The organism is Terriglobia bacterium, assembly GCA_035712365.1.
In the GTDB taxonomy this organism is placed as follows: Bacteria; Acidobacteriota; Terriglobia; order UBA7540; family UBA7540; genus SCRD01.
The window spans coordinates 1-12,973 of sequence record DASTAW010000051.1; the positions used below are offsets into that span (position 1 = coordinate 1).

The 12,973-nt window shown below is 57.2% G+C and carries 13 protein-coding genes; 2 read left to right on the top strand and 11 right to left on the bottom strand.

The genetic code is table 11. The features are described 5' to 3' along the window. Positions 1–193 (bottom strand): helix-turn-helix domain-containing protein (locus VFQ24_16025; protein HET9179862.1); only part of this gene is annotated, 193 nt, incomplete at its 3' end. 310 nt (positions 194–503) lie between these two features. Next, the gene (locus VFQ24_16030; protein HET9179863.1) at positions 504–1,643 is read right to left on the bottom strand and encodes a cystathionine gamma-synthase; all 1,140 of its coding nucleotides are present in this window, start codon (positions 1,641–1,643) and stop codon (positions 504–506) included. 184 nt (positions 1,644–1,827) lie between these two features. Between VFQ24_16030 and VFQ24_16035 the strand changes: the two genes are divergently transcribed. Further along, positions 1,828–2,226: a carboxypeptidase-like regulatory domain-containing protein gene (locus tag VFQ24_16035; protein ID HET9179864.1), complete on the top strand. Its 399-nt coding sequence runs from the start codon at positions 1,828–1,830 to the stop codon at positions 2,224–2,226. A gap of 442 nt (positions 2,227–2,668) precedes the next feature. Here the strand turns inward: VFQ24_16035 and VFQ24_16040 are convergent, their stop codons facing one another. From VFQ24_16040 to VFQ24_16080, 9 genes are all read right to left on the bottom strand, one after another. Continuing rightward, positions 2,669–3,655: a peptidylprolyl isomerase gene (locus VFQ24_16040; GenBank protein ID HET9179865.1), complete on the bottom strand. Its 987-nt coding sequence runs from the start codon at positions 3,653–3,655 to the stop codon at positions 2,669–2,671. A gap of 274 nt (positions 3,656–3,929) precedes the next feature. Next, a complete protein-coding gene (locus VFQ24_16045) occupies positions 3,930–6,167 on the bottom strand; it encodes a beta-N-acetylhexosaminidase (GenBank protein HET9179866.1) in 2,238 nt (745 codons plus the stop codon). A gap of 283 nt (positions 6,168–6,450) precedes the next feature. Then, positions 6,451–7,269, bottom strand: a complete 819-nt coding sequence (locus tag VFQ24_16050; protein ID HET9179867.1) for a hypothetical protein — start codon at positions 7,267–7,269, stop codon at positions 6,451–6,453. Positions 7,270–7,482: 213 nt separating this feature from the next. Beyond that, a complete protein-coding gene (locus VFQ24_16055; protein ID HET9179868.1) occupies positions 7,483–7,770 on the bottom strand; it encodes a hypothetical protein in 288 nt (95 codons plus the stop codon). Positions 7,771–7,869: 99 nt separating this feature from the next. Beyond that, entirely contained in the window at positions 7,870–8,910 is a 1,041-nt protein-coding gene (locus VFQ24_16060) for a restriction endonuclease, SacI family (GenBank protein HET9179869.1), read from the bottom strand. Positions 8,911–8,989: 79 nt separating this feature from the next. Beyond that, positions 8,990–9,859 (bottom strand): DNA adenine methylase, encoded by an 870-nt coding sequence (locus tag VFQ24_16065; GenBank protein ID HET9179870.1) that lies wholly within the window; start codon positions 9,857–9,859, stop codon positions 8,990–8,992. A 160-nt stretch (positions 9,860–10,019) separates the two neighbouring features. Then, on the bottom strand, positions 10,020–10,247 hold the full coding sequence (locus VFQ24_16070) for a type II toxin-antitoxin system HicA family toxin (GenBank protein ID HET9179871.1): 228 nt from the start codon (positions 10,245–10,247) through the stop codon (positions 10,020–10,022). Next, on the bottom strand, positions 10,244–10,483 hold the full coding sequence (locus VFQ24_16075) for a type II toxin-antitoxin system HicB family antitoxin (protein HET9179872.1): 240 nt from the start codon (positions 10,481–10,483) through the stop codon (positions 10,244–10,246). Before VFQ24_16075 ends, VFQ24_16070 begins: the two co-directional genes overlap by 4 nt. Before the next feature lie 41 nt (positions 10,484–10,524). Beyond that, the gene (locus VFQ24_16080; GenBank protein HET9179873.1) at positions 10,525–10,746 is read right to left on the bottom strand and encodes a hypothetical protein; all 222 of its coding nucleotides are present in this window, start codon (positions 10,744–10,746) and stop codon (positions 10,525–10,527) included. A 178-nt stretch (positions 10,747–10,924) separates the two neighbouring features. Between VFQ24_16080 and uvrB the strand changes: the two genes are divergently transcribed. Then, positions 10,925–12,973, top strand: a complete 2,049-nt coding sequence (uvrB, locus tag VFQ24_16085) for an excinuclease ABC subunit UvrB (GenBank protein HET9179874.1) — start codon at positions 10,925–10,927, stop codon at positions 12,971–12,973.

Here is a 12,973-nt window from a genome sequence, read left to right on the forward strand (position 1 = left end):
GCCATTTGATGACCACAGGCTTCGACACTCCCAGCGCCTGTTGGATATGGTCGTTCTGCTGGCCCTCAGCCGCCAGCAGGATGATGCGGGCGCGCAGCGCGTCCCGCTGGGCAGCAGAAGGAGAATGGATGACGGTCTCCAGCGTCGCTCGCTCTTTGCAGGTTAGTTCAATCGTGGGTGCTCGTCGTGACATAATCGAGCACGATACGTCAATTTGCGACATAAGTCAATACAATTACATTGCGCAACACTAGCTCCCGGAACGATTAGTGTATTATGATAGGCTACATAAACACATCAAACGGCCCTGAATGAGACGTTTGGGACGTTTGTCCCACAAAATTCCAAAAATGGAAGTAATTGATAAAATTTAAGTTATTAATAAATCCAGGTTAAGAAATAACGCACGACGCAAAAGACCGTCACTTTTAGGGACAGTGGGTAAAAGTTACAATTCCCGCGGCGTCCTCGCTTGACCTCCCCGGTCAGTGCGAGCGCCCGGGTCAAATCTTCGCCAGCGCCTGGTCCAGATCGGCAATCAGGTCCTCTACGTCTTCGATGCCCACGGAGATTCGCACCAGGCCGTCAGTGATGCCCAATTGTTGTCGCTCCTCGCGCGGCACGCTCGCGTGCGTCATTGTGGCAGGATGGGAGATCAGGGTTTCAACCCCGCCGAGGCTCTCGGCCAACGAACAGAGCCGGACAGCGTTCAGAACCGTCCTTGCATTTTCCAGCGAGCCCGTTTCAAACGAGAGCATGCCGCCCGGGCCGCTCATTTGTTTTCTGCCCAGCTCATACTGCGGGTGCGACGGGAGGCCCGGGTAATGGACAAGCTTCACCTTCGGATGCCCGGCGAGGAATTTCGCCACAGCCATGCCGTTCTCGCTGTGCTGGCGCATGCGCACGGCCAGCGTCTTGACGCCGCGCAGCACCAGCCAGCTATCCATCGGGCCGAGCACCGCGCCGGCGGCGTTCTGAAGGAACTTCAACCGTTCGGCAAGTTTCGCATCGTTCATCACCACCGCGCCGCCCACGCCGTCGCTGTGGCCGTTCAGATATTTCGTGGTGCTGTGGATGACAATGTCGGCGCCCAGTCCGAGCGGCCGTTGCAGATAGGGACTCATGAAAGTATTGTCTACAGCGACTAGCAATCCGCGGCGGTGGGCCAGCTCCGAAGCCGCCGCAATGTCCGTAATTTCCATAACCGGATTGGTGGGTGTTTCAAGAAACAGCAGCCGCGTAGTATCCCGGATGGCCTCTTCGATGCTCGCCAGGCGCCTGGTGTCCACGTAGGTGAACTGGAACCCGAAATCCTTCAGCACGCGCTCAAACAGGCGAAACGTTCCCCCGTAAAGGTTTCGGCCCGCGACCACGTGGTCGCCGCTTTTGAAAAGCGTCAGGACAGTGTTGATGGCCGCCATGCCCGAAGCAAACGCGAACCCGAACTGCCCTCCCTCCAGGCGCGCCAGATTGCGTTCAAGCGCGACGCGCGTGGGATTGGCCGTGCGCGAATACTCATAGCCTTTATGCCTGCCCAGTCCCTCCTGGACGTAGGTGGAGGTCTGATAGATTGGAACGATGATGGCTCCGGTGGCAGGGTCGGGCTCCTGGCCAATGTGAATTGCATCCGTCGAAAATCCCATAGGGCCTTTCCGGGCAGCGTGCCCATTGCGCCGGCGAAAAATTGCTGTCAGCACTGAAACTATCGGACTCTCATGAGCGTGTCAATGCCAGCCGCCCGCGTGCGCTCGGGAATGGCAATGAGAGAGCGATTCGTGATAAAACTTGAGAAGCATCGAATTACGAATTGGCAAGGAGTGGGGAGGCATGCTCAAGACACTCTGGAAGCAAAGAGCCTGGGGTTGGCTCGGGACGACTTTTGTCGCCGCGGTCGCGCTCGCCATGCCGGCGAGACTCGCGGCTGCAGAACAGATGACCACTGTTCACGTCCAGGTGAACGACGCCAAAACCGGCGACCCCATTTTTCAGGCGCACCTCACTTTGCGTTACCGCGTGCCGGGCGCATTCATGCGGCGAACCAAAATCATCTCCTACACTGCAAAGACCGACAAAAATGGCAAGGGCCAATTCCCCGTGGTGCCCAGGGGAACCATCACCCTGATGGTCACAGCGCCTGACCACAATACTTTCGGCAAAGAGTTCGACATTACCAAAGACAATCAACTGATTGAGGTAAAACTTCAGAAGCCTCACGAGGTTTTGTAGACGACTACAACCGCTTCCTCCGATCATGGCCTCTCCGGCCGCACAAAAGAACATTTCGACGCGGGGTGACGGTCTCACATTTTCTCCGGCTGCCCCGGTGAAGTGCCTAAGGCGAAACCTGACAAGAATCCCGGAGTTCCAGTAGAAAAGGACAGGTTTCAGGCTCGACCAGGAAACGTTCGCATCGCCGTCTGCAGAACCAGCCGCGGGGAATGCTCAAGAATAGGGCAAAGAGCAGAAAGCTGTTCATTCAGCGCGCCTTAGGCCATCGAAAAGAGCGCTTTTCCACAAGCTTTTCAACAAACCTGTTGAAGGTCTCCTGTCGGCGCCCTCAGACCGTTTCATGCTCGCCTTTCGTGCAGGCGTCAGACGATCAATGAGCAGGGCTGAGCTCAATTGGCATGTTGAAGTTTATGGGCTTTGCTAAACGTTTGCGCTTTTATCAGGGTTGCGCGGGAGTCGTTGTTCCTTCGGATGCGCCGCTCGAAGGCGGTGGTTCCTTGAAGTAATCCGGGTCCATCCAGATATTCGCTTTGGCCTTCATGTCGTCCATTGTTGCGCGCACCTTCTCCTGCCGCAGGTTGTCCTCGATCTGGGGCGTCACGGATTTTACGTCGGGCTGGTGGCGTGAAAGCATCTGCAACATAACTACTGCGCGTTGCGTTTCCAGTGGCGCTGAGAACTGGTTCGGCTGAAGGTCAAATGCTGCCTTGTCGAGCGCGGGAATCATCTGCCCTTTGCGGACAGTCACCGGCTTGGGGTCCACGAGGACCGTATTGGGGACGTCATATTTTTTCGCGACCTCATCCATGTTGGTCCCCGCCTCAACCGCTTTTTGGATTTCCGTGAGGCGTGTCCTGGCCTCTTCGGCGGAAAGGCCCGGCTCGCCTGCCTTTGCGTCTGCGGGCTTTTTCGTGATTACGAATTCGTGGATTTCCGCCTCTTCCGGGAAGTCGTCCTTGTGCGCAGTGTAATAGGTGTTGATCTCGTCCGGGCTGACCTGGACGCCCTGTGCAATTTTCTGGTATTCCTCCTGGGCCAGAATCTGAAGTTTCTCGAACGCGATTTTCCGCTGAATACCAGGCGCCGCATCCAGATGCTCACCCTGCGCTTTCTGCGAAAGCAGGACCATCATGGCGTATTCGTCGCCCACGGGCTTCCGTCCCTGGGTCGCCACGGCCTGCCGGACCTGCGGGTTGAGGTTGCCAATGAGAAAATCAACGTCCGCCTGGGTGACCTTGGTTTCTCCTACTTTGAGCACCACTTTTTCCGGAGATGATGCCTCCGCGGGCGTGGCGCTTTGGGTTGCGGGGTTGCCTGCAGGCTTTGGCGCGGGCGATGTCTGTCCAAGGCAAACCATCGCTCCCAAAGCTCCTGCCAAAATAGTGCTCTGAACCATAATTGCGATTTCACGATGACGAATTTTCATGCTGCATAACTCCTTGCTTAACCCGGCTTACAAGCCAAATCACCCCATCTTACCACACGGGAGATGCCTCCGCCCGCATCTCGGGGCGGGGAATTTGTAACAACATCCTGCCCGTGCTGCAACTGCCAGAGTGCCGGATTTGGTTGCAGCGAAGATCGGAAAAGTGAACCAACTGAGGACCGCGCCGTTGTGCTGCGGCGTCGGGAGCGCCTTCTGCCACTCGGAAGGAGCTTCCGGTAATCTCGCAGAAGCACGGACGCTGCTTTCCCGGTAGTCACTGCGTGGCGCTTTGCTGTCCGGGCAGCAAGCCCAGCGATTCTGGCGACGGGAGCGGCTGCCCGTTACGCAATCCATACCGAATGTCGGAGAATTTTGCGATCAAGTCCTGCCACAAGTCACTGTTGCGCCTGTAGAGCTGGAGTATGTTCGGCATCCAGTTGGGCAAGTTCTCGCTCAGCCAAAGCTGGCGGTACAACTCCGTCAAGCGGGTGGTGTAGTCGCGCAGGTCCTGCAAGCGCCCGTTGGTCGAGCTGATGTCCCCAAAACCTCTGCCACCCCTCCGGCGATTCGTTTCGCCCTGGTCGGCCGTCGCGTCTTCGTAACGCTCGGAAATTTCCTGAACGAACTGATAGCGCATTCCAAGGGCATCCAGTCGTAGCGCGGCAAACTCCAGGCTCTCGAGGCTGTCGGCGTTGCGCCTGGCGCGGCTGGCGCTGTTCACAAAAACCGTGTACGAGTTTTCGGCCGTCTGGCGGATCAGTGACGCCACGGGCAGCATCCGCTCAACCTGCTCCCGGCCGGCGGGCGAAAAGGGGTCCTGCCAGAAAAGGCCGTCGCTGGCGCCTCCATAACGCATGTCAAACGTCTCGACAGGCTTGCCGGCCCGCATGATCTCATTGATGTGGCCCAAACTCATCATGGCTTCGACAAGCCCGGGATCCGTATCGCGGAAGAAATCCCAATCGAATTTGCGATTGAAGTCCTGCACATCCGGCAGTCCGTCTTCCCACGCGCAGGCCGCGCCATAAATGACGGACCACCAGCCGGGAGCAAACATGGTCTCGCCGTCATCGTTCCAGGCCTTCACGATCGTGCCGATCGCGCCGGCTTTCTTGCCATCCGCAAGGAAGTGCCCGATGTTGTACGCAGCCTCCTCGTAATCGGGCACCATAACGCTGGTGTTGCCCACCCACGGGCAAGTAAAGATTTTCAGACCACTGCCCTCGAACGGCTTCAACCACTTGTCGTAGCTTTCGTGGGCGCTGTAAACCCAACTGTCTATAATCTGGCCCTTGGGCAGGCTGGGAATGATTTCCGGATGTGAGGTGGCGATGTCGCCCGAGAACATCACCTGCTTGTTATAACTTTGCACGAGTTGGGCAACCTGGTTCAGGTGATCCACGTAAACTTTGCCGTAGCCCTCCTTTTCCACCAGTTCCTTGCTGCGGCCAGTCCCCAGCGCAAAGGTTTCATCGCAGCCCACGAAGTAGATCGGAGACGTAAACACCGGCAGCATCTGTTCGTACATCGCTTTCAGCAAGCCCATTTCGTGCGGATCTTCCGGGGCCAGCACATGACCGTGCGGCCGCTCGGCCATGCTGCTGTATTGCTCAAACCGCAGGACCTTGTGCAGGTGCCCGCAATCCTCGGTTCTGGGTACGATGGTCACGTGGTAGGGGGCGGCGTAGGCCACCAGCTCGTTCCAGTCGGAGCGCGAAAGCGTGTCACTCAGGATGCCCCACAGCGGCTGACCCTGAAGCCGGAACGAATCCTCCATGTAGACGTAGAGCTGGTTCATCTTGAACTGAGCGATGGTGCGGACAATCTTCTTGAGGTAGCTCAGCTTGGCAACGGGGCCGCGGCTCAGGTCAACCTGCGTGGCGCGATATTGGAGCGACGGCCAGTCTCGGGCCTGCACGCCGAGGATCGCGGCGACAGGAGTAATTTCCGTCGTGAGTTTGAACCGACCGTCACGCGTCACAGCGACGGCTTTCGCTTCCTGGCCCACAGGAACCACAAGCTGGCGCAAAGTTTGCACGCCGTAAAACAGCCCAGCACCGTCTTTGCCGGCGACTATGATGGCGTCGGGATGAACGTCCAGAACATAACCCTCGTTGCCCACGCCTTCCGTGCTGAGATGATGCGCCGAGAGAAGATTGCGCATCGCCGGCTGATCAAAGCGTCCCATGATGATGGCGGGCGCGCCCTGCGGCGGCTCGGGCGAACCCACGATGGGAAACTCCTGGCCCGCCATCGATTTCAGTTCATTCTGGATGCTCTCCGCCGCAAAACGGTCTTCGCTTGTCACCGGCGTCAACAGAACGATTTGCAGGCTTGGGGTCACCTGAAAGTCTTGCGCGCGGGTGTGGAGTTCGCGCGGCTGAGGGATCAGCATCGGCTGCTGCGCTAAGATGCTAGAAGGGAAAAAAGGAATGCAGATTGCGAATGCGAATAGCAGAACGCATCGGGCCGGGGAAACCTGCTGCCGGTCGGTTGAATCTGAATTGTTCATGAAGACCTCCTCGGGATCAATAACTCCGCCCACGATGCAGATAATCCTCCTGTTTCCTGAAGCGGAATGCAGGCCAGTTATCACAGGCGCGCGGAATTTGAACTGTGCAGTGTATTGACCCGCCCGAAAGAATGTCAAGCTGGACGCCGCCCAGATGAAGGTTCGATTAGCAAGGAACCCTGTCTGCATGACGCTCGCGACCGCAAAGATCGCAAACGTCGCGATGCGTGCCCCAGCCGGTGGGATATCTGTGCCTACGCCAGTGCGATGCCGGACCTGACAACTACTCCCAGCTATCCCATTTCAGCCGCTTCGCAAGCCACTGCAGCGCCCCGGGAGTTTTCTTCCAGACGCTCAGGCTTGACGCGGCGTAACATACGGCCTCGCTCTCGTAGCCAAGAGTGAATTCGTCCGGCAGAATACGGGGGAGGGGCTTCTTCCCAAGCAAAAATGCAGGGACATGGTAGTTGTGTCTTACGGCCGACCAAAGCAGGCTTCTGGCACTCTCGCTGTCACCTTCCTTCCGGAAGGTCAGCAGCAGGCGGCTGTAAACTGAATCGGCAATCATACCGTCTCCATAGAAATTCATGATGTCTTCAGCGTCCGAATCTCGATCTTCCTCAAGAAGGTACCGCACAAGCGTGTAGCGCACTCCCTGGTTATCGTTCGGGTTGAGTTGGAGCATTTCAGCGCAGTGCCCAATTGCCTCATCGCGTCGGCCCATTTCCCAGAGTGACTGGGCAAGCCCAAACCGCGCCCGCATGTATGGTCGAGTCCCAGTCACTCCCCAGAAATGGCCGGCATTGTCCTCAAATGTCCGAGGCCCGAGGGCCCGTTCACCTGCTGTAACGCCCTGGGCATAAAGCTCTGATCTTCGCTTGGCCGATTTTGCCTCGTTTGCAAGGATGACATAGGCATCCGCGCAGTCAGGAGAAATCTGAAGCGCCCTTTTTGCGAGGCTTATGCGCTCGCTCGGACTCGAGGCGTCCCAGGCGTCGAAGCACAGGTCCTGGGCCGCAGCAAGAGGGCTTTGTTCTGATCGGCCAATCTTCTTTTTTACTGAGGCACGCCGTCGTGCGCTGTCGGTGTCCTTTTTAATCATCCATTTCTCTACCGTGGGGCCGGAGTCACCTCCGGGGTCTTGACTCTCCTACAGGTCCTTCGGTTTCAAGCCCGTGTGTTTTGCAATGCGAGCAACCATGACCAGCCCATTTCTTCTGAATTGTGAAATGCCCACGAATAGTCTGACTTTTCAGGGTGGGTCAATTGTTTCTCATGTGCGAGGCAGGGAAGATACCACAGTCCGGCGCAAAGGCTAGCCCCGACGCGGCAAATTTCCTGAATTCGCTCCGGTTCGTTTTTTCGGACCTTCTAATGCTTTCAACGAGATCGGTAGCTTTGTTTTAGGTTTGTTTCCGGTTTGTTTTTTCCACAGGCACGTGTTTTCAACAACTTCTCCGCTTTGTTTTCCGGTTTGTTCCGGTTTGTTTTTTGACCATTTCTCTTTGTTTTCAACAACCTCTCCGGTTTGTTTTTCAAAAAACGTGTTTTTTCTGTCCCATTTGTCTCTTTTAGTCCCGGAAAACTCGCGGCTTGCAGGCACTGAAGGAAGACTACCATGCTAGGCCAGAAAAGTCAAGTGAAATCGGCATCGGCGCGCACCAGTAGTGCCGCTGTCTTTGACTGGAAGCGTGGGAGAGCCTTAGGCAGAACCTAAGAGCGAGGCCCAAGCCCGCCGGTGAACGACATCGGAACGATATTCTTCCATCTGGCTTGCGGTCTCCTTTAGGAACTCTCGCCGCCCGCTTTCTCCAACAAGCGATAGCGCGACCCTGGCAAGCGAAGGCAGATCGGTTACATAGAGACTGTACCCGCTGACGAACTCGCTCTCGATAAGCCGCTGGACATCCGACTCTTCGGACTTGGATGTGCCCTGCGCCACAAAGAAAATCTCCGAGACTTGTCTCTCGCGTATCGTAGTCATCTTCGCCCGCATCTGGCTGACCGTGATCTGCCGGTCCTTCACCTCAGCGGCCATGACCACTTCGCCGCCTTTCGAAACGCACTCGAGGTCGGCAAGCATGCCGCTCGCCTGGTCTGCGGCGGTAATCTTAGCCCGCCGGACTGTCGCGTAGAGTCGAAATCGGCGGCCGATAATCACGAACAGGGAGCAGGTAAGCGCCAGCAAACGATCTCCTCCCGAATGGTCAGCAAGGAACGCATCAATGAGCTTCATCGTCCGATCCAGGCTGACCCTGCGCGGAGTGGGGTAAACCACGTGAACCAGCGCCAACCGCCTGTAAACCTCCGTAAGGACTTGATTGAAAACCGATGCCGTGAATTCCGGGCGTTGTTCCCTCTCGATAGAATCAAGTACTCTGCAGAGGCAATCCCATCCCTCACGATTCTTCTGAGGACCTCTATATTTTCGGGTTATTTCGGGAAACCGGAGAGGCTTACTCACATACGGCTCCTGTGAACCGCCCAGGACGTTGTCGTTTGCCTGGTCGAAAGGGACAATGACCCGATGTGCGACGCTGCGCGCATCGAAAGCACCCTTCCCGCCGCGTGCTACTTGAACTGACCGGCAGTCGATAGACGAGTCCGCTAGTTTGGCTGAAAGCTGCGTTGGCAGGACGTAGCGGTACGTTTTCGTCTTTGAGTTGATGGAGGAATGGATGTCCCGCACGAGCGATAATTGCGAGAGCCAGTCGCGGAGCTCGCCTTCCCTGGCTCGCTTCATAATCTCGGCCCAAGCAAACTTGATCGCTTGGTCAGCCTTCTCAATCAGCATGTTCCCAGGCCGCACCACTCTGGGAAAGTTAATAGTTCATCCAGAGGGCCTCGCGTCGCGTTTTCTTCACGGAATGGCAGCGCTTGGGTGGGGCGTCCAAGCGGCGCCAGTCACCGAAGATCTCGTCCATCAGGCCACAACGATAACCCGAAATGGCAACCTTTCCCTTGCACTGTTTGAGAGCGCGGGCGAGAGTATGGTGTTCGGCGTCCCCCATTTCGAATCCGTAAGCCTTCGAGTCCCCCCGTGTCGAGTGTACGTACGGCGGGTCGCAATAGAATAACGTTCCGGGGCTATCGTACAACTTGATAACTTCGAGGGCTGGACGGTTTTCAATCTGCACCCTCAAGAGTCGGAGCGCGATCTCTGGCAGCATTTCAACGCTTCCGAGCCACCGCGAAACGACACCGGACATTCCTGCCCTACTGGTGTTCTTGCAGTTCGCCCAGCGTCCGAGTGACGCTGTCTGTGCAAGGCCGGTCCGGGTTTGCCTGGCGCGAATGAAGAAAAGGCGTGCACGCTCTAAATCTGAGACTGGCTGCCCGTTCTTAGAAACAGCCAGATAGAACTCTTCACGCGAAAACGGCGTCAGCCCGATCGTCCGGACAAGTTCTTCGGGCTGACTTCTCAGGACTTTGAAAAAGTTAACGACCTCTCCGTCTATGTCATTGTAAGTTTCTACAGGACACGGTTCCCGGTTTAAGAGCACAGCAGCCGATCCAGCAAACGGCTCGCAGTAGTGGTGGCACTTTGGCAACAGAGGCAGCAGCCAATCCAGGTGACTGAACTTCCCGCCGTACCACCCGAAGGCGATGAGCTTCCTCTTCCGGCGCGACTTGTGCAGCCCGCCATAATCGCTTTCCCACGCTGGGAAGATCGGGGATAATGACCTCCCCATAAATTCACCTCCGCCGTCAATTCACAAACCGCGCTGGAATGGTATCGGCTTGGATCGTACCAAAGATTAAAAGAATTCGTTGGCAGAGTCAAGATTTATAACACAATTAGCTGTAGTCACTGGTTAAAGTAATACAACATGCGGCGCCACCCGGCAGCCCTCAGCGCAGCCGGAGGTACTTGTCAACAGTGAAACCCGCGTCTTTGAGAATGCGAACCGTCAGGCCTCGACCTATGTCACAGCCGGTGTGAACAGGAATGGTCACTGTTACGCATCGATCGGGCTGCCATAAGGTGGGATGGCTTCCTGACTGGCGGTCCTCGATGAATCCCTGAGATTTTGGGAAGCGGATAAGCTCCCGGGCCGTGAGTTGGGGAAGGCGGGTCATTCGGGGACGCCAACGGTGAGTTCTTCGACGTGCACAAGCCGGTCCTGCTGCGGGACTGCCTGGCCGTGGGCCAGCATGGAGGCAAGGTGCTGTTCGACCGCCTCCCGGATATTGCGTTTGGCTTCTTCGATAGTTTTCCCGTTGCTGAAGCAGCCGGGAACGTTCGGGGTATATGCAAAATATCCCTCGTCCTCTGGTCCTTTTTCAATAACGATCCGGAAAGAGTAAAATTTCATCGCTCTCCGCTCTGCCCGCTCCCGTTCATTCGATCCAGTTCTTACCAGGCATTCGGATCGATTCTTTCGCAGCCTTCCTGGATCGCCTTTGCCATGGCATCGAGGTCCGCGGGGTCAATAGAGCCGATGAAACCTGCGAGGTTTCGACCCGGGGTCCCGAAAGGCGCAGCCAGTCGCCTCGTGAAATCCAGCACCTGCTTGCGGCGCTTTTCGTCCAGGCGGTCAACCTGCTCGATGATCTGCTCCTTAATTGTTTGGCTCATGCTGAACTTAAATTTAGTGAAGACCCGTCCCCATGTCAAGACCGCGGCCTGATGGCAGCGTTACCTGAGGGTTGCGGGATATAATAGATGTTTCGGCCCTAACAGCTCCGCCGTCCAGAGCATTGATAAGGACCGGAAGAGCCGCGGACCTCAAGAGCAGAGGACCGCGCTACCTGCCATGGACTTCAAGCTCGTTTCCGACTACAAGCCGCGCGGCGATCAGGTGACCGCCATCGAGCAACTGGTGCGCGGGATTGAAGACGGAGAGCAGCACCAGGTGTTGCTGGGAGTTACGGGTTCCGGCAAAACCTACACCGTTGCCAAGGTGGTCGAGGCGATCAACCGGCCGACGCTGATGCTGGCGCACAACAAGACGCTGGCGGCGCAGCTCTACCATGAGTTCAAGGGATTTTTCCCGCGCAATGCCATCGAATATTTTGTGAGCTACTACGACTACTACCAGCCCGAAGCCTACATCCCTTCCGGCGACGTTTATATCGAGAAAGAAGCCACCATCAACGATGAACTCGACAAGCTGCGCATGAGCGCCACGCGCTCGCTTTTCGAGCGTCGCGACTGCCTGATTGTGGCCAGCGTGAGCTGCATCTATGGCATCGGCTCGCCGGAAGCCTATTACGGCATGCTGCTGCTTCTTGAAAAGGGCCAGAAGATTGCGCGCCAGGACATCCTGAAGAAGCTGGTTGAAATTCAGTATGAGCGAAACGAAATCGACTTCCGCCGCGGTACTTTTCGGGTTCGCGGCGATGTGATTGAGGTCTACCCGACCTATGAGGACAACGCCTATCGCATCGAGCTTTGGGGAGATGAGGTTGATTCTCTCGCGCAGATCGATCCGCTGCTGGGGCAGGTGAAAGAGAATCTGGTGCGCCTGCCGATTTATCCCCGCACGCATTACGTGATGCCGCGCGACCAGCGCGAACGGGCCATTGACGGCATCCTGAGCGAGCTCGAGTGGTGGCGCGGCGAGCTGGAAAAGCAGGTGAAGATGGTGGAGGCGCAGCGCGTACACCAGCGGACCATGTTTGACGTGGAAATGATGAAGGAGATGGGCTACTGCCACGGCATTGAAAATTACTCCCGGCACCTTTCCGGCCGCCTGCCCGGCGAGCCTCCACCCACGCTGCTCGATTACCTGCCGCACGATGCGCTGATGTTCATCGATGAGAGCCACCAGACCATCCCTCAGCTTCACGGCATGTTTCGCGGCGACCGCTCGCGCAAACAGACCCTGGTGGAATACGGTTTCCGGCTGCCGTCGGCGCTCGACAACCGGCCGCTGACGTTTGAAGAATTCGAACACCGGGCCCGGCAGACCGTCTACGTTTCCGCGACGCCGGGTCCCTATGAGCTGACAAAAACGTCAGGGGAAGTGGTGGAGCAGATCATCAGGCCCACGGGGCTGGTGGACCCGGAAGTCGAAGTGCGGCCCACGCGCAACCAGGTGGACGATCTTCTGGACGAAATCAGGAAGCGCGCCGAGGCGAATGAGCGCGTGCTGGTAACGACTCTTACCAAACGCATGTCGGAAGACCTGGCGGAATATTACGCCGAGGTCGGCGTCAAGTGCCGCTACCTGCATTCCGAAATTGAAACGCTGGAGCGCGTGAAGATCCTTCGCGACTTGCGGCGAGGCGAGTTTGATGTGCTGATCGGCATCAACCTGCTGCGCGAGGGTCTGGACCTGCCGGAAGTTTCACTGGTGGCCATTCTGGACGCCGACAAGGAGGGCTATCTGCGCTCGGCTGGCGCGCTGATCCAAACCATGGGCCGCGCGGCGCGGCACCTGCACGGCCGGGCCATCCTTTACGCCGACCGCATGACGGATTCCATGCGGCAGGCCATTGCTGAAACCGACCGCCGCCGCGCCCGGCAGATGGAGTATAACGCGGAGAACGGCATTACTCCGGAAAGCATCATCAAACCTGTCGATATGGCCCTGGTTAAAATTGTCGAGGCGGATTACGTGACGGTGCCAACTGAGGCCGAGGCTGAAGAGATTACTTCGCACGTCCAGCTTGAGGAAATGATCCGAAGCCTGGAAAACCAGATGCGCGAGGCCGCAAAGGAATTCGAGTTTGAGAAGGCCGCAAAACTGCGTGACCGGGTGAAGGCGCTGCGCGAAAAGGAAGCGGGATTCGTTACAGGCCTGGGAGAAGAAGGCGCCGGGCAGGCCCGGGAAACGGAACAGCGCCGGCCCTCGGAATGA